This is a genomic window from Microcystis panniformis FACHB-1757 (assembly GCF_001264245.1).
Lineage (GTDB): Bacteria > Cyanobacteriota > Cyanobacteriia > Cyanobacteriales > Microcystaceae > Microcystis > Microcystis panniformis.
In genome coordinates this window covers 3,682,453-3,703,381 of the sequence record NZ_CP011339.1, presented here as the reverse complement: position 1 = coordinate 3,703,381, position 20,929 = coordinate 3,682,453, and the positions used below count along the sequence as shown (strand labels likewise).

At 42.1% G+C, this 20,929-nt stretch carries 22 protein-coding genes, 1 tRNA gene and 3 pseudogenes; 14 read left to right on the top strand and 12 right to left on the bottom strand.

Features of this window, described 5'->3' with window-relative positions:
* The first annotated feature begins 421 nt into the window (after window positions 1–421).
* Window positions 422–1,180, top strand: coding sequence for a GAF domain-containing protein (locus tag VL20_RS17845; protein ID WP_052277305.1), 759 nt, complete (start codon window positions 422–424; stop codon window positions 1,178–1,180).
* Window positions 1,181–1,271: 91 nt separating this feature from the next.
* Here VL20_RS17845 and VL20_RS17840 read toward each other — a convergent pair whose 3' ends face one another.
* Both VL20_RS17840 and VL20_RS33825 read right to left on the bottom strand, forming a co-directional pair.
* Entirely contained in the window at window positions 1,272–1,658 is a 387-nt protein-coding gene (locus VL20_RS17840; RefSeq protein ID WP_002756975.1) for a hypothetical protein, read from the bottom strand.
* 408 nt (window positions 1,659–2,066) lie between these two features.
* A pseudogene (locus tag VL20_RS33825) lies at window positions 2,067–2,162 on the bottom strand (helix-turn-helix domain-containing protein); the annotation flags it as partial.
* A 143-nt stretch (window positions 2,163–2,305) separates the two neighbouring features.
* Here VL20_RS33825 and VL20_RS17835 point away from each other — a divergent pair.
* From VL20_RS17835 to VL20_RS17810, 5 genes and pseudogenes are all read left to right on the top strand, one after another.
* Window positions 2,306–3,307: a CAP domain-containing protein gene (locus VL20_RS17835; protein WP_052277304.1), complete on the top strand. Its 1,002-nt coding sequence runs from the start codon at window positions 2,306–2,308 to the stop codon at window positions 3,305–3,307.
* 199 nt (window positions 3,308–3,506) lie between these two features.
* A complete protein-coding gene (locus tag VL20_RS17830; protein ID WP_004159945.1) occupies window positions 3,507–4,136 on the top strand; it encodes a ribonuclease D in 630 nt (209 codons plus the stop codon).
* A gap of 328 nt (window positions 4,137–4,464) precedes the next feature.
* Window positions 4,465–5,114 (top strand): annotated as a pseudogene (locus tag VL20_RS17820) (DUF3318 domain-containing protein).
* A gap of 114 nt (window positions 5,115–5,228) precedes the next feature.
* Window positions 5,229–6,223, top strand: a pseudogene (locus tag VL20_RS17815) (anti-sigma factor antagonist).
* On the top strand, window positions 6,210–6,662 hold the full coding sequence (locus VL20_RS17810; protein WP_002789296.1) for an ATP-binding protein: 453 nt from the start codon (window positions 6,210–6,212) through the stop codon (window positions 6,660–6,662). Before VL20_RS17815 ends, VL20_RS17810 begins: the two are co-directional and overlap by 14 nt.
* Before the next feature lie 6 nt (window positions 6,663–6,668).
* On the opposite strand, the gene VL20_RS17805 is transcribed toward VL20_RS17810, so the two are convergent.
* The 5 genes from VL20_RS17805 to petN are packed head-to-tail and all read right to left on the bottom strand — an operon-like array spanning window position 6,669 to window position 10,077.
* On the bottom strand, window positions 6,669–8,114 hold the full coding sequence (locus VL20_RS17805) for a serine/threonine-protein kinase (protein WP_052277302.1): 1,446 nt from the start codon (window positions 8,112–8,114) through the stop codon (window positions 6,669–6,671).
* A gap of 31 nt (window positions 8,115–8,145) precedes the next feature.
* Entirely contained in the window at window positions 8,146–8,559 is a 414-nt protein-coding gene (locus VL20_RS32935; protein WP_284525840.1) for a hypothetical protein, read from the bottom strand.
* On the bottom strand, window positions 8,532–9,785 hold the full coding sequence (gene sbcD, locus VL20_RS17795; protein WP_052277301.1) for an exonuclease subunit SbcD: 1,254 nt from the start codon (window positions 9,783–9,785) through the stop codon (window positions 8,532–8,534). The genes VL20_RS32935 and sbcD overlap by 28 nt, the downstream gene beginning before the upstream one ends.
* A 42-nt stretch (window positions 9,786–9,827) precedes the next feature.
* Window positions 9,828–9,971: a hypothetical protein gene (locus VL20_RS31805; RefSeq protein WP_002736416.1), complete on the bottom strand. Its 144-nt coding sequence runs from the start codon at window positions 9,969–9,971 to the stop codon at window positions 9,828–9,830.
* A gap of 16 nt (window positions 9,972–9,987) precedes the next feature.
* Window positions 9,988–10,077, bottom strand: coding sequence for a cytochrome b6-f complex subunit PetN (petN, locus tag VL20_RS29270; protein ID WP_012265708.1), 90 nt, complete (start codon window positions 10,075–10,077; stop codon window positions 9,988–9,990).
* An 85-nt stretch (window positions 10,078–10,162) separates the two neighbouring features.
* On the opposite strand from petN, the gene VL20_RS17790 reads away from it, so the two are divergent.
* The 3 genes from VL20_RS17790 to aroB all read left to right on the top strand — a co-directional run bounded on the left by VL20_RS17790 (window position 10,163) and on the right by aroB (window position 13,061).
* Complete coding sequence (locus VL20_RS17790) at window positions 10,163–10,558, top strand: hypothetical protein (protein WP_052277300.1); 396 nt, start codon at window positions 10,163–10,165, stop codon at window positions 10,556–10,558.
* A gap of 158 nt (window positions 10,559–10,716) precedes the next feature.
* On the top strand, window positions 10,717–11,760 hold the full coding sequence (locus VL20_RS17785; RefSeq protein ID WP_128575248.1) for an IS630 family transposase: 1,044 nt from the start codon (window positions 10,717–10,719) through the stop codon (window positions 11,758–11,760).
* 200 nt (window positions 11,761–11,960) lie between these two features.
* Entirely contained in the window at window positions 11,961–13,061 is a 1,101-nt protein-coding gene (aroB, locus tag VL20_RS17780; protein WP_052277299.1) for a 3-dehydroquinate synthase, read from the top strand.
* On the opposite strand, the gene VL20_RS17775 is transcribed toward aroB, so the two are convergent.
* On the bottom strand, window positions 13,038–14,174 hold the full coding sequence (locus VL20_RS17775; RefSeq protein WP_052277298.1) for a geranylgeranyl reductase family protein: 1,137 nt from the start codon (window positions 14,172–14,174) through the stop codon (window positions 13,038–13,040). The genes aroB and VL20_RS17775 overlap by 24 nt on opposite strands.
* A gap of 487 nt (window positions 14,175–14,661) precedes the next feature.
* On the opposite strand from VL20_RS17775, the gene VL20_RS17770 reads away from it, so the two are divergent.
* Both VL20_RS17770 and VL20_RS17765 read left to right on the top strand, forming a co-directional pair.
* Window positions 14,662–15,846, top strand: coding sequence for an AAA family ATPase (locus tag VL20_RS17770; RefSeq protein WP_052277297.1), 1,185 nt, complete (start codon window positions 14,662–14,664; stop codon window positions 15,844–15,846).
* Complete coding sequence (locus tag VL20_RS17765; protein ID WP_052277296.1) at window positions 15,846–16,436, top strand: DUF4276 family protein; 591 nt, start codon at window positions 15,846–15,848, stop codon at window positions 16,434–16,436. The genes VL20_RS17770 and VL20_RS17765 overlap by 1 nt, the downstream gene beginning before the upstream one ends.
* A gap of 135 nt (window positions 16,437–16,571) precedes the next feature.
* Here VL20_RS17765 and VL20_RS17760 read toward each other — a convergent pair whose 3' ends face one another.
* On the bottom strand, window positions 16,572–16,964 hold the full coding sequence (locus tag VL20_RS17760) for a DUF4278 domain-containing protein (RefSeq protein WP_002765208.1): 393 nt from the start codon (window positions 16,962–16,964) through the stop codon (window positions 16,572–16,574).
* Window positions 16,965–17,118: 154 nt separating this feature from the next.
* Window positions 17,119–17,520, bottom strand: coding sequence for an FHA domain-containing protein (locus tag VL20_RS17755; RefSeq protein WP_052278503.1), 402 nt, complete (start codon window positions 17,518–17,520; stop codon window positions 17,119–17,121).
* A 415-nt stretch (window positions 17,521–17,935) separates the two neighbouring features.
* On the opposite strand from VL20_RS17755, the gene VL20_RS31800 reads away from it, so the two are divergent.
* Together VL20_RS31800 and VL20_RS17745 are read left to right on the top strand one after the other, a co-directional pair.
* On the top strand, window positions 17,936–18,109 hold the full coding sequence (locus VL20_RS31800) for a hypothetical protein (protein ID WP_167341553.1): 174 nt from the start codon (window positions 17,936–17,938) through the stop codon (window positions 18,107–18,109).
* Between the two features lie 21 nt (window positions 18,110–18,130).
* Window positions 18,131–19,180, top strand: a complete 1,050-nt coding sequence (locus tag VL20_RS17745; RefSeq protein ID WP_052277295.1) for an AI-2E family transporter — start codon at window positions 18,131–18,133, stop codon at window positions 19,178–19,180.
* Window position 19,181: 1 nt separating this feature from the next.
* On the opposite strand, the gene VL20_RS17740 is transcribed toward VL20_RS17745, so the two are convergent.
* Window positions 19,182–19,254: transfer RNA gene (locus tag VL20_RS17740), tRNA-Gln, on the bottom strand.
* Between the two features lie 206 nt (window positions 19,255–19,460).
* Between VL20_RS17740 and VL20_RS17735 the strand changes: the two genes are divergently transcribed.
* Window positions 19,461–19,646 (top strand): hypothetical protein, encoded by a 186-nt coding sequence (locus VL20_RS17735; RefSeq protein ID WP_002789307.1) that lies wholly within the window; start codon window positions 19,461–19,463, stop codon window positions 19,644–19,646.
* On the opposite strand, the gene ctpC is transcribed toward VL20_RS17735, so the two are convergent.
* Complete coding sequence (gene ctpC, locus VL20_RS17730; RefSeq protein ID WP_052277294.1) at window positions 19,636–20,928, bottom strand: carboxyl-terminal processing protease CtpC; 1,293 nt, start codon at window positions 20,926–20,928, stop codon at window positions 19,636–19,638. The two genes, VL20_RS17735 and ctpC, sit on opposite strands and share 11 nt — an antisense overlap.
* Window position 20,929 lies beyond the last annotated feature (1 nt).

The following is a 20,929-nucleotide window of genomic DNA, read 5'->3' as shown; positions in this document are numbered from 1 at the left end:
ACATGAGCGGGCGTTGGGTTTCATGCTTCAACCCAACCTACGTTCATCTAGAGGGAAGACAAAAAACAAGAGACACAGAAGTTTTGGCTGCATCTACAATAGATCAGTTAGCGAGTAAAAAAGCCCCTCGATCAGATGCTAAGTAGGGAGGCACAATTATTTGTAGGATGGGTTAGCGGTAGCGTAACATGAGCGGGCGTTGGGTTTCATGCTTCAACCCAACCTACGTTCATCTAGAGGGAAGACAAAAAACAAGAGACACACAGAAGTTTTTCAGCACATCTACAATAGATCAGTTAGCGAGTAAAAAAGCCCCTCGATCAGATGCTATGGCAAGCTATAGACTCAGACAAACACAGAGATGAGGAATGTCACCCTCACCCTGAAAGCCTAAACTCGGACTGAATAAGTGATTGAATACATGGATAATTTTAACCCCAAAATAGCTACTCTGGCTCTTGTCTTGAATGTTGAGGAAAATCTCGAAGATATTTTTGGGAAAATAGCTAGTATGAGCGCTCATCAATTGCGAGCGCAGCACTGTTCAATTATGTTAAGCTCTCCACAGCAATTAAAGGGGGAAATTACCGATTATCTAGAAGTTTTTGCCCATTATGATGAGCTATCACCTTTAGCTGATCAAGAAATAATTAAACTCGATCAAGTTATTGCCGATACTGTAGCGACTACGGTAAAACCTTTACTAATTAAGGATATCACTCGATCGCCATTTGCCAGCGCAGCCCGTTATCCCAAAAGATCAAATAATAATAGTTTTATCTCCGTACCGATTATCCTCAATCAGCAGGTAATCGGGGTAATTAATCTCAGTTTTCCCCTAGACAAAAAACATTTTGAACCATTAGATTTAGAAATCTTGCAGTTATTCGCTCAACAGGCTGCCCAATCCCTGCAAATTTTTCATTTGCAAGGGATGTTAAAATCTCGTTTTGTGGCGATGGCAGTGACTAGAGAAATAGCAGAAATTCAGTCCGAACATTCGATCGCGGTCCATCCTTATCCCCCGAAATTAGCCAAAATTGTCGCTAAGGCTTTTTTTAAAGAATTAACTCAGGCTGGTTTTGGAACTCATGAAGTTATTGAGATTGCTAATGAGGTTTTGAATTTACTACAAAAGACTCTTAATAAACATAAAAATCGTCTGGAAGGAAAAGATTAAGCGCTAGTCAAGGGTTAAAATCAACTAACTTGCCCCTCCGGTGCAGTCCGAAGGAGTAATTGAGATAGTTAACAGCTTAATTGACCGTTGTTTACTGATTACCGCTGCCATCCTGCCGTCCTAATTCATAGACACCAGAGGCAACACAGGCGAGAATACCGACACTAATCGGCCAACTTTTTCCTAAACTAATCTCGATTAACCAATCGGAGAAACCCCCGAGAATGAGAAAGGGAATAATACTAAAGATAGAGGCATAAAAAGCATTTTGTGATTCTCTGGCGATGCGAGTTTTTTCAAACTCCTCTAGGGAAGTATAGAGGAAACGCTCGGCAAAATTAAACCAGCGATAGAAAATTTCTATAAACCAATTTCGCACCCCAGCTAACCCCAGATACAATGCTAAAGACCAGAGACAGCTACCGGCAATAAAGGCCGGGGAAATATTGATAGTGAAGGGCAGAAAGTCGATTACCATAAATGAGAGCCACAGAAGTGGTAAATTTGAGCGAGCGGCTTGATCAATCTTAACAAGTCTTGACCCTGGCACCAAAAAGTTGATAAGTAGTCGTGCAAAATTAATTTCCTAGTCGAGACAGGAGACTCCGAGACAGGAGACAGGAGACGGGAGACAGCTATTAGGGATCGGATTTGAGTTTTCAGTTCACTGTTTCCTCACACCAGAAGTCTGACGGAGTAGTGGCTTAGATGTGTAATTAATTTTGCTTAGGTACTTATCTCACCGCTGGGGCCGGACGGTGATTTCCAAACCTGACGATTTGGGTTTCTGCTTGCTGTCCTTTGCCTAGTTTCGCAGCTGCCTTAACAGATTTACCCCCTCTGGTCAACAGGTCGCCACCAGGACTGGGAAAATGGGGAAATAGGGAAATCCAACTCCAACCCCTTCCCCGTGATTTCTCTGTGTGCTGACATGGAGAGCTTTATTGTCAACTAATCTTACACAGTCCAAGGTGTGCCGCAATAGCGACTCTTGTTCTGGTGTTGGATAAAATCGGTAGCGATAGCTTTTCTATGTCTCACGTTCTGGCATATATCCTGTAAATGCGCTAGTATTTAACAGTAAATCCAACCTAGAACGGCGGGGTTTCAGACCCAATTTTTTTGATGAAAAGTTTTTTTAAGAAACCTTATCGGTTAGGAATTTTGATGCTTGTCTCGACAAGTTTAATGGCCTGTAGTGCCTTAAACTATAGCTCTTTTGCGGAACTCCTATCATCTTTCTCTCCCTCTCCCTCTCCTTCTCCCTCTCCTTCCCCTTTAGATGCGGCAACTTTACTTGTTTTAGAGAATAAAATCTATCAACAGGTAAATCGCTATCGTCAATCTCGTAATTTATCTCCCCTACTGTTAAATCGAGCAATTTCTCAACAGGCAAGATTACATAGCCAACGCATGGCTGCGGGTTTAGTTCCTTTTAGTCATCAAGATTTTGACAAAAGAGCGCAAACTATTGGCGTTTCGGTTCCCTATCAAGCGGTGGGGGAAAATCTGGCAGTTAATCAAGGTTATGATGACCCAGTAATGATGGCTGTGGATGGCTGGATTAAAAGTCAAGGTCATCGGGAAAATATGGAGGGAGATTTTGATAGTACTGGGATTGGAGTAGCGACGGATAATCAAGGGAAATTATACTTTACTCAAATATTTCTAAAACGTCAATCCGCTCCCGTTTCTACTAATCCTCTTAGCTACGATCTTATCGGGAATCAATCTTTTTTTATTACCCTCGAAGAGAATACTAATTATCAAGTTAATCGCTACCGAATTTCTCAAAATTTACCGCCCCTACGTCTCGATGCTCGCGTTAGTCATGAAGCTCGCTTATTTAGTCAAAAAATGGCCAATAAACAGGCTCCTTTTAGTCATCATGGTTTTGAGGGAAGAGTCAAGGCAGTACAAATGATGATCCCTTTAGAAAAAATGGGCGAAAATTTGGCTTTTATGAAGGGATATCCTGACCCCGTTAGCGTTGCCGTCAAGGGTTGGATTAATAGCCCCGGCCATCAAAAAAATATGGTTGGTGATTATAATCTCACTGGTATCGGTATCGCTAAAAATAATGCTGGTGAATATTATTTTACACAACTTTTTGTTAAAAAGCGTTGACAAAATGACCATGATAATATTTAAATTTAATTATCAGTTTTTAACTATCAGCCTTTTCAGTTGTCAGTTATCAGATTTGAGTTTTCAGTGAACAGTCTTAAGTAAGGAGTATTAAATCGCATTAACAGTGCTGTCTTTTTACTGATAACTGATAACTGATAACTGATAACTGAAAAAAGCTCTCCTAACTCCTAACTATATGAACTTAGACAATTTTCAAGTGTGCGATCGAGATTTAAGTGATGACCTATTATCCCGTTATCTAGGGGTTAATTCGATCGCTGTAGATACAGAAACTATGGGATTAATCCCGGGGCGCGATCGACTGTGTTTAATTCAACTCTGTGATCCCAGTGGTTTTGTCACCGCTATTCGCGTTTTTAGGGGGCAAACAGAGGCTCCTAATCTCAAAAAGGTCATGGAGGATGAGCGGATAGAAAAAGTCTTTCATTTCGCCCGTTTTGATGTGGCTCAACTGTCCCATACTTTTGCCATTGCCACTCAACCGATTTTCTGCACCAAAATCGCCAGTAAACTCGCTCGGACTTATACCAGCAGTCACGGTTTAAAAAGTCTCGTGCAGGAATTGGAAGGCATAGAATTAGACAAAACCGCTCAAAGTTCTGATTGGGGAAATGCCGCTAATCTTACTCCAAAACAACTGAGTTATGCTGCTAACGATGTGCGCTATTTACTGTCAGTGCGAGATAAACTAATTGTGATGTTGCAAAGAGAAGAAAGATGGGAATTAGCCCAAAAATGCTTTAGTTGTATCCCCATTTTTACCGCTTTAGATTTACAGCAATACAAAGATATATTTGAGCATTAGCCAGCAAAAGTTACGGTCTATTTAATAAGTAAATAGAAGAGAGATTTTGTCTTTGATCCCCCCTTAATAAGGGGGGGGGATCTGACAATTTTTAACACCCACCTACTTAGTATGATTGACTCCCAATCGAACTTTAAAAACCCAGTTATGGATTGTTTCTCCCCACTTCCCCACTTCCCCACTTCCCACTTCCCACTTCCCACTTCCATCACTGATCACTGATCACTGAAAATAGTTCCTACTGCCCAAAGCTGCCAAGATCACAAAAAAGACCGCTATGATCGAAAATAGAAATCATCGTCATTGGTAGAGAATAGGTAAAAAATCTATGACATCTTATGCGGCCTCCTCTGCACGAGCCGAAATGAGCGAACTTCGGCGCCTAAAAACCCTACTACCGCCAGAATTACAAAGTTGGGTAACGGTAGAAGGTTCCACAGAGATTAATCCCCCCTGATCCGTTGTGAAGAAATTGGCAGAGATGAGGTAGAAATTCAGATAGATTTAGCCAAATGGGAAAATTTAGCCATTGATCAGCGTAATTTGCTCTTTTGGCATGAAGTGGCCAGGATTCAAAATGATAGTATTCCCCGGGAAGGCTGGGAAATGGCCGCCCTCGCTATTGGCTTAGGTGGTGCAGTGGGGGAATTATGGGTACAGGACGGGTTATTATTGCTTTTGGCTATGGGATTATGTGGGATTTCCGGTTATCGTCTCTGGCGCAAAAATAACGGTGATAAAATTCTCAAAGAAGCGATCGAAGCCGATGAAAAAGCGATCGCCTTGGCCACTCGTTTCGGTTACTCTCTCCCCAACGCCTACAAGAGCCTAGGCAGTGCCTTTAAAACCCTAATCGAACAAACACCTAACCGTCGTCTGCGTAAGCGTTATGAGACCCGTTTAGATGCCCTGAGAAAGAGTGCAGCCAAAGCGAAAGCCCAAACCCAAGGCCGTCCGCCCCTAGGAGAGATTCGTTAGCCGATAATTACAGGTAATCTTTGACATTACCCATTGGTATTTGCGGAAAAGTGTAGTAAACATTTAAGTAGGTCATCAGGCCTTGCTCATCTATCAAACCACGTCTTTGTGTCGATGACTTCCCAAATCCCTGAAACACGTTTTCTGATCATTCCGATGGAGTATCCGGTTTTGCGGATGCCGGATCGCTTGACTGTCCTGGAAGCAGTACAGTTTAAGGATATCTTTCACCATCTCATCGCCCAAACACCCACTCCCGAAAAACTCATTGTTGATCTGAATGCCACTCAATTTATGGATAGTAGTGGTGTGGGTGCTTTAGTGCATAATCTCAAAGCGGCTAGGGAAAAAAATATCGAGTTAGTGCTGGCTAACGTCCATCCCCCGGTGATGGGGGTTTTATCGATTACGGGACTAGATCAATTATTCACCTTTCAAACCCTCCCCTAGCAGCCCAAGAAAATGGCTTTACTGCCACTGAAAACCATCTACCGGAAACCCATCCCTCGATTCGCAGTTGGTTAAAGCGCAGTCTTGACATTCTTGGTGGCATCGTGGGTTTATTAATCACGGGGGTTATTTTTGTCCCCATTGCTATCGCTATTAAGTTAGACAGTCCCGGTCCAATTTTTTTCAGTCAAACCCGCTGCGGTTGGTTGGGAAAGGAATTTAAGATTCTTAAGTTTCGTTCCATGTGTGTGGATGCAGAAGCACTCAAAGATAAAATCCCCAATCAAGCGCAGGGAGCTTTTTTTAAAAATAAAAATGATCCCCGGATTACCCGGGTAGGAAAATTTTTACGTCGCACCAGTTTAGACGAATTGCCCCAGTTTTGGAATGTGATCACCGGTGAAATGAGTCTTGTCGGCACTCGTCCTCCCACCCCCGATGAGGTGGAACGCTACGATGTTCCCCAATGGCAACGTTTAGATGTAAAACCCGGTATGACGGGAGAATGGCAGGTGAATGGTCGCTCTCAGGTGCGTAATTTTGAAGAGGTAATTCAACTAGATTTGCGCTATCAAGAAAATTGGAGTTTAGGCTACGATCTACAACTGATTTTTAAAACAATTTTGATTCTCTTTCAAAAAAACAGTGGTGCCTTCTGAAGTCTTAAATTCCCCTTCTTTCCCCCTCCAATTCCATCTACAAGTCTGGACGGAATTGGCAGCTTTAATCCCAGTCCTACAATGGTTTGAATCTCACGGCCGCTCTTTTCTACCCGACTCGGTGCTTTGGCAGTGTAAGGTGGCTTTAGCCGAAGGATTTACTAATGCTGTCCGTTACGCTCACCAACATTTACCACCAACCACACCGATCGATCTAGAATTAACTTTAAATTCCCATTCTCTAGAAATAAGAATATGGGATCACGGTCAATATTTTGATCTGCAAGCAAAACTTGATTCTCTACAACAACGTCCCCTCGCACCTTTGGAAATGGAAAGCGATCGAGGATTACTTTTCATGCGTTCTCTTACTGATACTTTACAATATATCCGCACTGGCGAAGGGAGAAATTGTTTAATTCTCCAGAAAAGTTTTTAAGCCAATTTATCCCTTGCTAGAAATTCTGTCCATAGCACAGGTTTCCAGACGAGAAAAAAGAATTATCCCACCCCCCACACCCCACACAAGGGTGGGGAGATGTCCCCAGGGTGCTTTGAGAGAGAAAGTAATTTGATCGTAGTATAACCACTTGTTATTAACTCGCCAACCGACTTTTGTTCCAAAAGCGTTCCATTTTTGTTGATCATAATTGCTGCTTCCTCCCAAACTTTCATAGATTCTTTTCTGAACAGATATACCGAATTTTCCCTGGCTATATTTTAACCAGAGTTGATTGATAGTGGCTAAATCTTCACAGGGAAAGTTATCTATGTCTTCTATCTTAAGATATTTTTCTTTAGTTCGATCGGCAACTTTTAAGAAGAGATTAGCCGTTTCTTGATCTGCCTCTTGCCATTTTTCTTGCGCTAAGAAATCCCGTAGGTTAGTGTAATCAATTTCCTTGGCACTTTTGAGGTTAATTTCCTCCCTGGTGGCGGCTGGAAAAACTGGCAAAACCGTTTCTTGAATTGTATTCTGTGATCGGGGTTTTGGCGGAATCACGAAGGCTAATTTGACTGCTAACTCTTGCAGGACTTCCCCGGCTGATTGATAACGTTTTTTGGTGCCAAATTCAATTAATTTATCTAAAATTTTACCTAATCCACCACTAACAGGATTATTAATCAGGTGCTGTCTCCATACCCATTCATGTTCACTCACATCGAATAATTCAAAGGGAGATATTCCCGTTAATAAATAGATACAAGTGACTCCCAAACTATATAAATCACTGCTATTAATTGCTTTGCCATTGCCTTGTTCTGGGGAGATATATCCCGCCGAACCGATCACTGTTCCTGTTAGGGAAAGATTAGCAATGGTCATAAATTTAGAGGCACCGAAATCAACTAAAATTATTTTATTATCGCTGCGTCTCCTAACTATATTAGCAGGTTTAATATCTCGATGAATGACTCTTTTAGCATGGATAAAATCAAGAATTGGCAAAATTTCTAATAAAAGATGTTTGATCTTTTCTTCATTGAAAACTCCCTCGCTTTGTAATTCTTGTTCTAGATTTTCTCCCTCAATATATTCTTGCACAAGATATTGTCGCCCATCATTGCCAGTAAAATAGGCATAGAGGGAGGGAATTTGTGGGTGTTGACCGAGATTATCTAAACTAATCGCTTCTTCTTTAAATAATTCCGCCGCTTTCTTGAGAGCATTACTGCCTTGAGCGCTAGGAAAAAATTGTTTAATCACACAATAAGGTTTAGAAGGTTTATCCTCATCAATTGCTTGAAAAGTTTTACCAAAACCTCCTTGACCAATTAATTTTATAGCACGATAACGATCTTTTAGTAATAATTGAAAGCAACATTTTTTACAGAATTTATCTGTAGGGTCATTGTTATATAGACAATCGGGATTAAGACATAAACTCATGGCTGGTTTAAACAGGGATAGGGAAGCTGTTTCAGTGAACTGATAACTGATAACTGATAACTGATAACTGATAACTGATAACTGATAACTGATAACTGATAACTGATAACTGATAACTGATAACTGATAACTGATAACTGATAACTGATAACTGATAACTGATAACTGATAACTGATAACTGATAACTGATAACTGATAACTGATAACTGATAACTGATAACTGATAACTGATAACTGATAACTGATAACTGATAACTGATAACTGATAACTGATAACTGATAACTGATAACTGATAACTGATAACTGATAACTGATAACTGATAACTGATAACTGATAACTGATAACTGATAACTGATAACTGATAACTGATAACTGATAACTGATAACTGATAACTGATAACTGATAACTGATAACTAAATCGAGGTTTCTTCCTCTAGCCAAATTTCTGGCTGTTGATTTAATAAAAGCTGGGCTGCCTCTAACATATCATCAACAATATCCCGCAAATCTTTCTTATTATCGATATAAGCTTTTAACGCTTCCATCGGATCTAATTGATTACCCACCCCTAATTCCGGTAAACGGGGACGGGTTAATTGACTAATTAACTCAGCCCGAATACTATAACTATGGGCAGTTTTTAACGCTTCGTCAAGCTGATTGGTGTTGATTAGTTCTAATTGTTCACTGCGAATTTTATAAACTAAGCGGATAACTGCTTCCTGAATATCGTGTTTTTTGAGAGCTTTTAGCAATTCTTTTTGGGGGTTTTCTGCCTCAGAAACATCCACTTCGATGGAACGGAAAGGACGCACGGGTAAAGGACAAAATTCCCATTTAACCTCTCCTTTAGCCACTTCTATTAGAACATAGCCCTTATCTTCTTTTTCCTCGCTAAAATCCACTCGATCGATGCTCCCTGGATAGACAATGGGCGGATCATTGCTAGGATTAAGATTTTGATGTTTGTGAACATGACCGAGGGCAACGTACTCGAATTGTGGACGATTTAGCAGCGATAAAGGTACGGTAAAACCTTTACCAACCGCTAAAAATCTTTCTGCTCCTAAACTAGCTCGATCGGCCATTAAATGGGCTAATAAAACTGTTGGTAAACTTGTATCTAATTGGCGAATTTCTCCTTCTAAAACCGGTTCCAAACGGTTAATTAACAATTCATTTACCCCACTCAAGGATAAACCCTCGGTTTCGGGACGGGTTAAGAGAGTGGCGCGGGTTAACCAGGGTAAAGTAATTACTTGGATATCGCCGTTGCGGGTGGTGATGCGATGGGTGGTCAAGCGATCGCCAACAATAAACCCCGGCACCGCTAAGGTACGATAGATGGAGAGACTGACACCGCCATTACCATGAGAATGTTGATCGTGATTACCCACTAATAACACTGTTGGGATATTAGCATCGGCAAGACGACGGAATTGACTGGCAAAAGCTTCGTGAACAAAAGGAGGAGGAGTGGCATCGGGAAAGGCATCTCCCCCAAAAAGCACTAGATCCACAGGGGTGGCAATAGCCCGATCGATACAGAGGCTCAAACTGCCCATAAAATCCTCTAAACGAGTATTTAATCCCGTTTTTGGATTTAAACGTCCATGGGAAAAACCGCTCCCCATGTGAATATCCGATAAGTGCAGTATTTTAATCATAGTAAAGGAAAAACAGGCGTAATTAAGTACACCTGTTCAGGATTATTTTCCTAATTTTTTATCGCCATCTTGACGACGGCGATCGCGCCATTCTGTAGTCGTCAGGTAGAGAATGCCACCACTGACGATAACGAGGAGAATTAAGGCGACTAGAAAGAGAGTGTTGAGAATCAGAGATGTTTCCATGGTATCTATAGATTACCTAGAAACCGTTACGACCCCAAACCACCATGGCGATCGACCAAGTGAACAGGGCGAGAATGCTAACCCAACCAAGTGTCAAAATATCCATAATTGCCTTTGTTAAACGAAATACTTAGAAGATAACTACTCAACTTATAATACTTCATCAGTGACTCCGTTTTAGAGAGGCGATCGTGCAAATTACGCTCAAGGAAAGAATCGAATCCATACAGGTGGGGAGTATCTCGGCGCTGGCTTTCCTGGTTCCCTATCTGCTATTTTTAACTGTTGATCGACTATTTTTAGGGGAATCGATCACATTAATTGGCGCTTTTGTCAAGATATCCGGGGCGATAATTAGCGGGTTTCTCTTCGGTGTCACCTATCGTTATGTCGTCCGCAACGATGATAATCCCCATCTCAAAGATGGTACAGTGGCAGCTTTTGCCCTAGTCCGCGGCCTAGTTCCCCTACAATTATCCACAGACTTGATCGCTGACGCTTGGCAATTAAGTCTCTTTCTGGGAGAGAGCTTTATCTGTTTTTTATCCTGTCGTCTGCTCTTAGAGTTGACTAAGCTGCGTCAATAACCGACTCAGTTATCAGTTATCAGTTATCAGTTATCAGTTATCAGTTATCAGTTATCAGTTATCAGTTATACTTTGCACGGCTACAACTTGCATTTTTTACTCAAGGACAATAATATAGTTTAAGAGTCATAATTAGAAGCAAAGCACTCATTAAAAACATGATTAACCTAGAATTCACGGAAGAAGAAAAGAACTCACTGTATTATGAAAGATTTCATCATCCCCATCCCCGGGTTCAACTGAAGATGGAAGTTCTCTGGTTAAAAAGCCAAAAGATACCGCACCAAAAAATTTGTCAGTTAGCAGGAATCTCGCCAAATACCTTATTAACCTATCTTCGCGATTATCAAGAAGGCGGAATAGAAAAATTAAAAGAAATCAACTTCTATCGCCCTAAAAGTGAATTAGAGTTTCAAAAAGAAACCCTCAAAAAATACTTCGAGAAAAATCCACCAGCCACAATAAATGAAGCTGTATATAGGATAGAAGAATTGACGGGAATAAAACGAAGTCCTACCCAAGTGAGAAAATTTTTAAAATCAATGGGAATGAAATGTTTAAAAGTAGGTTCTCTTCCTTGTAAAGCTGACCCAGATGAACAAGAGGACTACAAAGAAAAAAAGCTAGAACCCAGACTAAATGAGGCAAAAGAAGGAAAAAGGGCTGTTTTTTTTGTTGATGCCGCTCACTTCGTCATGGGAGCATTTCTCGGTTTTGTTTGGTGTTTTGAGAGACTTTTTGTTAAGTCACCGAGCGGGCGTAAACGCTTCAATGTTTTAGGAGCATTAAATGCAATAACTCATGAAGTTATTCTGGTTACGAATGACACTTATATTACGGCAACTCAAGTCTGTGAACTCCGGTCAAAAATAGCTGCTTTAGGACTAATGATTCCCATCACTCTAGTCTTAGATAATGCCCGCTATCAAAAATGTAAAATTGTTGAAGAATTGGCTCTTTCTTTGTCAATAGAGATGCTCTATCTGCCGTCTTATTCACCTAATCTAAATTTAATTGAAAGGCTGTGGAAATTGGTCAAAAAGAAATGTTTATATGGTAAATATTATGAGAACTTTTCTGACTTTTCTTCAGCTATTTATGAATGTCTGAATGATGCCCATCTGAAACATAAAAAAGAACTGGATTCCTTGCTGACTCTACGATTTCAGAAGTTTAATAAATCTCAGATTATGAACGTCTAAAGTATATCAGTTATCAGATTTAAGTTTTCAGTGAGCAGTATGTATTAAGTGAGCAGCATTAAATGGCAGTTTCCCACTGTCTTTTCACTGTTTACTGATCACTGTTTACTGATCACTGTTTACTGATCACTGTTTACTGATCACTGTTTACTGATTACTGTTTACTGATTACTGATCACTGAAACATCACCCCACACCCTATGGCTATTTGCATTCCCGTTAATTTACCCGATCGCTCCTATAATATTCTGATCGAGAAGGGCAGTTTAGCTAATCTCGGTGCAGAAATGAGCCAGTTAAACTTAGGTAAAAAGGTTTTATTGGTTTCTAATCCCGAAATTTTTGACTATTACGGACATACAGCCGTTAATTCCCTAGAAAAAGCGGGATTTGTCGTTTTTACTCATCTGATCCCCGCCGGCGAAAATTATAAAACCCTCGATTCGATCGCCGAAGTTTATGATAGCGCCCTCGCTCACCGTTTGGAACGTTCCTCGACTATGGTTGCCCTCGGTGGTGGTGTGATCGGGGATATGACGGGATTTGCGGCAGCCACATGGTTACGGGGCATTAATTTTGTCCAGGTTCCCACCACCCTGTTAGCCATGGTAGATGCTTCCATCGGGGGTAAAACTGGTGTTAATCATCCCCAGGGCAAAAATCTGATCGGGGCGTTTTATCAACCGAAATTAGTTCTGATCGATCCTAACGTGCTTAAAAGCCTACCCGTGCGAGAATTTCGGGCTGGAATGGCAGAAGTGATTAAATACGGTGTAATTTGGGATGCCGAGTTATTTCAACAGTTAGAAGACTCGGACAATTTAGCTAGTTTTTCTCAGATCGATGGCGAGCTATTGCAAACAATTATTACAAAGTCTTGCCAAGCGAAAGCAGATGTGGTATGCACAGACGAAAAAGAAGCGGGTTTGCGGGCGATCTTAAACTATGGTCACACGATCGCCCACGGCATTGAAAGTTTAACGGGATATACTAGCGTTAACCACGGGGAAGCGGTGGCCCTGGGGATGGTGGCGGCAGGAGCGATCGCAGTTAAACTGGGAATGTGGACCGCCGGGGAAAATCAACGTCAAACCGATTTAATCGAAAAAGCGGCCTTAGAAACCCATATGCCGCCTTTAAATGCCGATGAGATGGTTAATGCTCTTACTGCCGATAAAAAGGTTAAAGATGGCAAGGTTAGATTTATTTTACCAACGGCAATCGGCCAAGTCACCATTAGCGATCGAGTCACCCCCACCCTGGTGCGGGAGGTGTTATCACCAACCGAATCCGGGCAGTAAAAGCTTTTTCAATTGTTGCATCGCTTGTTCCGTAACATCCCGGTATTTTAAATCTCCCACGAGAATCCGTCCCATCAGTTGACCGGCGATCGGACGTTTAACGGCGACATTATAGGCGATTTGGGTAAATTGATAGAATAAACCAGCCAATTTGGCCGCTAAAGCCATATCTTCACCCCATTCTTCCCGAATTATCCGACTATAGCCCGCTAAAGCCTGATTATCTCCGGCTAAAGCTCGATCGATCGCCTCGGCTGCCTTAACTCCCGTCAAAATTGCCGGACGGATACCCTCACCGATGAGCGGATCGAGAATCCCCGCCGCTTCCCCTGTAATTAGGGCATTTTGGGCGTGTAGCGGTTGATTTCCGTTCCAAAGGGCTAAAGCATACTCACCATAGCGATAATCCTCTAAATTCCAGCCCTTTTGACGGGCATAATTTAACAGTTGTTTTTTCAGATCCTCGGATTTGATGCTGCCCTTAAAACAAGCACCACTAATTGTGTAACCATTAGACTTGGGAAAAGCCCAGATATAACCATTTTTTAGGGAACCAAAATCAAAAAAAGCTTTTTGGGGTGGAATAGTCGCTTCTGCGTTAGTAATTTCGAGAGTAGCACCGATCGCTTCGTTTTTCGCTGGTAATCCCAACCAGCGACTGGTATTGCCCCTAACACCATCGGCAGCAATCAGATATTTGCCTGAAAATGTTCCTTGGGATGTGGTAACTTGCCAGTGATCTTGGACGAATTTGATCTGGGTAACTTCGCTGTTATCTTGGATGGTTGCCCCGACTGCGATCGCCTGTTGACCTAAAAAATCATCGAAACGATCCCTTTGTACCATCCACATCGGTTCTAGCATATTTAACTTAGTGGTGACGGTATCCCCCTGTTTCCAAGTAAACTGTACTTGCGTGACGGTATTCTCGATCACGGGGGTAAAGTCAAAATCAAACCACTGCTTAATTGCCGGGGATACCCCCCCACCACAGGGTTTATAACGGGGTAATTTCGCTTTATCGAGGATCAGGATCGTTCGTCCCTTTTTAGCTAGATGATAACCCGCCGTCGCTCCTGCTGGTCCCGCACCGATGATAATACAGTCGAACATTTGTATTAATTTAAGTCGTTGAACAAATTTATAGACAATTTACGCTATTTTGGGCAACTTATGTTTAGTCTGGTTTCTTGTCCCTTTCTCAGGCGGTTGAGCTTGCCTCTCTAGTTTCTAGCTGATTTATCCCCCAATTTCCCAGAGAGCCTAATCTCTGGCTTTTTTAGCTAATTGATCAATTAAGTAGCTGGTTATAATTAAATTAAAAATGGATTTTAGGTTCGATCCCCCCTGCCCCCCTTGATAAGGGGGGTGCCGATAGGCGGGGGGATCCCCCTTGATAAGGGGGGTGCCGATAGGCGGGGGATCCCCCTTGATAAGGGGGGTGCCGATAGGCGGGGGGATCCCCCTTGATAAGGGGGGTGCCGATAGGCGGGGGGATCCCCCTTGATAAGGGGGGTGTCTGATAATTTTTAACGCCTACCTACTTATCTTCACCTGATCAATCGTATAATCAAAAAAACTATAATGACTCGATTATATCATGAAAATTGTTTCTATTAAAATAAAAAACTATCGTATGTTTAAAAACATACACATAAGAGATATTCCCCCTTTTTGTGTGATTATTGGAGCTAACGGCACGGGAAAATCTACTCTATTTGATATTTTTGGTTTTCTGCGAGATGCCCTCAAAAACAACATTCGCCAAGCCTTACAAATTCGCGGCGGTTATAGAGAAATTATCACTAGAGGTCAGGAACAGGAAGATATTGAAATCGAGCTGCAATTTCGCATGAAAATCTTAGATACAGAACGTCTGGTTACTTATCAAATCATAATTGGACAAAACAATAATCGCCCCGTTATCAAACGCGAAATACTTCGCTATAAACGGGGTGAACACGGTAAACCTTTTCATTTTTTAGATTTTCAACTTGGTCAAGGATATGCTATCACCAACGAAGAAGATTTTAGTAAACCGGATAAAGAACTCGATCGAGAAGAACAACAGCTAGAATCTAACGATATACTAGCAATCAAAGGATTAGGACAATTTCAACGTTTTAAAGCCGCTACAGCCTTTCGTTCTCTGATTGAAAATTGGCACGTTTCTGACTTTCATATTAGCGAAGCTAGAGGAAGTAAAGAAATATCTTATGCTGAACACTTATCCACCACTGGCGACAATATAGCTACAGTTGCTCAATATATTTATCAACAATATCCCGAAATTTTTCAGCAAATTCTCGAAAAAATGAAACAACGAGTTCCGGGTATTTCTTCTGTGGAAGCCAAAGAAACCGAAGACGGTCGCTTGATTTTACGTTTTCAAGATCAGGCCTTTAAAGACCCTTTTATTGATCGCTATGTTTCTGACGGGACTATGAAAATGTTCGCTTATTTAATATTACTATTCGATCCCAATCCTCATCCCCTACTCTGTGTCGAAGAACCAGAAAACCAACTTTATCCTACTTTATTAAAAGAACTAGCCGAAGAATTCGCCCACTATAGCGATCAGGGGGGTCAGGTATTTGTTTCTAGCCACTCTCCCGATTTTCTCAATGCGGTTCCACTAGCTAGTATTTTCTGGCTAATTAAATCCCAAGGTATCACCCAAATCCATAGGGCTGCCGATAACGAAATCCTCAAAAACTTAGTAGCGGAAGGCGATTTACCCGGCTATCTTTGGAATCAAGGCTGGTTTGAAGGAGTAGAACCCTAATGAACTATGATATCGTATTTTTGCTAGAAGAGTCATCTATAAAAAATGTGTTAGAAGAACTTTTGCCTAAACTTATTCCCCCAGAAATAAGCTATATATGTATTAGTCATCAAGGTAAACAAGACCTAGCCAAATCTATTCCTATAAAACTCAAAGCTTTCAAGAAATCTAGTCCCAATACCAAATTTATTATTGTCCATGATCAGGATTCCCACGATTGTCAAAAACTCAAAAAAGAACTAGGGAAAATTTGTCAAAATGCCAGTGATGCTCAAGTCTTAATTCGGATTATTTGCCATGAATTAGAATCTTGGTTTCTGGGAGATTTAGCAGCGGTGGCCAAGGCGTATAATTTAAATAGTCTCGGCCAAAAACAAAATAAAAGTAAATACAGAGAACCAGACCTGCTTAACTCGGCCAAACAAGAATTAAAAAAGCTAGTGAAAGAGTATTATGCAGGAACCCACTCTAAACAGATTGCCCCCCATCTTTCCCTAACTGAAAATAAATCCCGTAGTTTTCAAACTTTTATCCAAGGTATCAAAAATGTTGTGGAAATGATACAACGCCCCCATCCGAACCCGAACTAAAATAGACCTCGACCTAATATAATTAAAAGCCTGTAAACTCCTAACCAGGGTGATAATTTCTCTGGGTGTCATTTTTAGTCCCAAAAATATTCCCCCCGGCAGAACCGAGGGGAAAGTGGCAAAAAAACTGCTAGATTAGCAGTTTAAGGCTAAGTCTTGGGATTCTTTTTTCAAGAGATTAACGAGGGTTTCGTCACCATTCTCTTGAGCGATTTGTAAACGACGTTCCAGACGAAGACGAATATTGTTCAGATGGATGCTAGAAAGGGTTTCCTCTTGGACAACAACAGGGGGTTTGACAACAGGCAACGGACAAGTGCTTGGGATGACTTGCCCGGTAAGATGAGGACGGGTGCTGTAGGCAACTCCACGATACTGACGATGCAGTTTCGGTTCTAATTGGAGCATATGGCGAGGATAATGGTGATTCCAGTCTTGACCTCGGTATTTACCCCCGATATCTCCGGTCTTCATCTCCAAGGGGAGAGAATCCCTTTCGTACTTAACTCCTCGATAGGCTAACGTCATATCACCGACTCCCTGCAATGCTTTAAAGTGACTTTAATCTCTCTTGTCGTCTCTATTTAGGGACAACAAGTTAGAAGATTTTATTTCTTATTCTGTATCTATTTTTACATTTTGTTAAGGAAATTGAAAAAACTTTATAAAAATTTAATATTTTCTAGCTGGCTATAGTATCCTTTTCCGGCTGGGTTTGGTCGCCCACCAAAGGAGCCTCTAGGGGTTTGAGGATTAATTTTGGTTGCTCGTCCTCATTGATGAGACGAATTTGAATTTGCGGGCCGGAGGCGGCTAAACGAACCACCATACCATCAACGACGACGGTTTTCTCGACCGGTTTGCCATTGAGAAACGTCCCATTTGCCCCTAAATTTTCCAATTCCCAATCATCGTGATCATTATTATGGCGGATTTCTAAGTGCCGCCTCGAAACCACAGCACTATAGAGAACTACATGATTATCCAGCGCCCTGCCGATGAGAATGGTTGATTGATCATTGTCAAATTGCCAATGTTGTAGGGGCGTGGCCTGGCTGGGGTGTAAAAGAGTTAAAGTGATCACGGTGACTATTGGCGGCACGATAGGGACGGTGGACAGGGTAAATCTTATTTGCTGTCAAGATTCATCCTTGCCATTAAGTCTTAAGTCCTAAGTAGGGAGGCAAAATTGTTTGTAGGATGGGTTAGCGGTAGCGTAACCCATGCAGGTGTTGGGTTTCATGCTTCAACCCAACCTACGTTCATCTTATATTTAATTCCACCCACCCACTTAGCAATGAATATCTCTAGTTAATTGACTAAGCCTTTTCTTTCCATTGTCTCACACTTTCCCGTTCCCTCAGAACCGACCTCCCCCAGAAAATCTAGCCCCTTCGCCCTAGTATTAATAAAACTGATGGGGTATGATTTCCACATTTTGAGCAATTTTTAACCTCTTCAGGGATAAGATAGTGCTTATGCCATCTAAACATTGATCTATGAGCGGCTTTATTATCAAAATAATCTTGATATCGGCTTTGATTTCCCTGGGAATTAAATATCTTGCCCCTTTATTATCGATCGCTCCCAGTCCTCTTAACACTTTAATTCTGGTTTTTACTCCTTTTCTGCTCACGGTTTTTGCCCTCTGGAGACGGACAATAACTGATTAGGAATTTTTCTCCTTACTCATCATGACTTTTGGCAGCAGCCTCGGTTTAGTCCTGTTAGTCTTTTGTCTGTTGATTCTCTGGCAGATTCGACAGATTCTCTTATTATTATTGATGGCGATTCTTCTGGCGCAGATTTTAAATTTAGCCGTGACTTGGTGGCAGCGTCATCACCTCAAGCGTTCCCACGCCCTAATTATCACTCTTTTTAGCTTCTTTATTGGTATTATCGGTATTTTTGTGGGAATTATACCCGCTTTAGTCAAACAATTTCGCCAATTATTTAGTTTACTTCCCCAAGCTATAGAAAGACTCTGGGGACAAGTGCATCGTCTTGAGGATTATCTCGATCCTAGTTTGGCCAGTGTCTTTCCAGACTTTAAAACCCTGCTGGCTCAATTACAACCCCTGATTAACCAAATTGCCGGCCGGGGTTTGAGCATTTTTTACGGTACTTTCGGCATTATCCTCAGCTTACTGCTAATTATTGCCCTGAGCTTGATGATTCTCGCCGATCCTGCCGCTTACCACCGTTGTTTTCTGCGTTTATTTCCCGCTTTCTACCGTCCTAGAGTACGATCGATCCTAGAACAGTGCGATCGAGATTTAAAAGCTTGGCTGAAAGGGATTTTCTGTCATATGTTGATTATGACCTTGGGCAGTTGCTTGGGTCTATCCCTGATTGGCATTCCCCTCGCTTTTTCCCAATCTATTCTGGCAGGATTTCTCACCTTTATCCCCAACCTCGGGCCGGTTCTAAGCACGATTTTACCCTTTTCTATCGCCCTTCTGGAAGCTCCCTGGCAACCCTGGGCGGTTTTACTACTCTACAGCAGTATTTATCTGTTCATTCAATATTTCGACCATCATTCACCGCTGCCCATTTTAACAGTGCGGTCGCTCAAGCTCTTACCCGCTTTTACCCTGTTGGCCCAGTTGTTTTTTGCCTCGATTTTTGGCTTTTTAGGGCTATTTCTGGCGGTCCCCCTGACGCTTATCGCTCGCATTTGGCTCAAGGAAGCTTTGATCGAGGATATTCTCAATCATTGGCGGACTGGGAATAAAAAATCTTAAACTGGGGATCTAGGATTCGAACCTAGGAAATGGCGGGACCAAAACCCGCTGCCTTACCGCTTGGCTAATCCCCATTGGACAGACCTTTTTAATATTAGCATTTATCTCCCCGGTTTTGTCAAGAAGTTGATAAAAATTTTTTACTTCGGGTTTGCGGCAAAAAGTTTTTCGTGGGGTTTCGGGTGTGGGGTTTGGGGTGTGGGGTTTGGGGTAGGGTTGATTCATGAATCAACCCTACGATGAATCAACCCTAGGGTTTGGGGTATAAGGAGAAAAATCTATGGATAATAGCGAACAAAACTGGTACATTGTCCAGGAAAATACGGGAATTTGTCAGATTATAGCCCTAGAAAACGGAAAAACCCCAGTTAATGGTCAATACTGGGGTCCTTTTGCCGAGCGGGGAGAAGCGATCGCCCGTCGGGTGGGTTTAATTCGAGCGGGCAAATGTCAACCTATTGTTTAGCGGTATTGGTGGGCGTTTTCTTGCCTTCAGTGATTTCTTTTTCCAAGATTTCAAAACCCTTCTTGAATTGAGGATCCTGGAAGGTTCCCACACGATCCCGTTCCTGTTGAAGATTTTTGCGATCTTCCTCGCTCAGTTCCGACTCCACATCCGGATGAATACCATCTTTATTGATGTCGCGTCCTTTGGGGGTAAGATACTTGGCAATTGTCACCGCTAATCCCGAACCGTCACTGAGATTGCGTACCGATTGCACTAATCCCTTACCAAAGGTTTTCGTACCGACAATAACCGCCCGATTATGATCCTGTAAAGCTCCGGAGAGAATTTCACTGGCACTGGCGGAACCACCATCGACGAGAACAACCAGCGGTTTATTAGTCAAAGCTTGATTGTTGGCCCGTTGACGTTCCGTCACCCCTTTGCGATCGACCGTAGAGACAATTAAACCATCGGGTATCCACATCCGAGCGATTTCGATGCTGGCGTAGAGTAAACCGCCGGGGTTAGAACGCAGATCGAGAATATAACCCTTCACCTCTTCAGCTTCCAATTCGCGAATCGCTTGACTCATATCGCCACTAGCTTGGGCGCTAAATTGATTAAGACGGATATAACCGATTTTACCGATCGGGGTGTTTTCCGTGTGGGCGCGCACCGGGTGAATTTCAATTTTGGCCCGGGTAAGAGTCAATTCTTTCTTCTCCTCACCCCGTTGAATCGTGATCTTAACGCTTGTCCCCACTTTGCCGCGGATCATGCTCACCGCTTGCTCCAGTTCCATACCTTCGGTAGATTTACCATCGATAGCGATAATCACATCTTTAGGCAGCACACCAGCTTTAGAAGCGGGAGTGTCTTCAATGGGTGAAACCACGACTAACTGCTTAGTTTTCTCATCTTTGGTCAGTTGAATCCCTACCCCGGTCAATTCTCCCGATGTATCGATCTTCATATTGTTAAACTCTTTGGGATCCATAAAACGGGTATAGGGATCATTGAGAGTTTTCAACATCTCGCGGATAGCGGTGTATGCTTCCTCTTGATTTTTGTAGGAACGATTTAAATACTGATTGCGGATGGCGTTCCAGTCCGATTGATTAAAAGTGCCATCTAAATAAGTGCGGTTGATGATCTGCCAAACCTCATCAACGGTTTCCTTGGGACTTTCCTGAAAAAAAGCTTGACTTTGGGAGAGACGGAATCCCGCCCCCGTGACGGCGACGGTAGACAGGACCACTGCTGTAGCACCGAGAACAAGTCCGCGTTTGTTGATAACCATA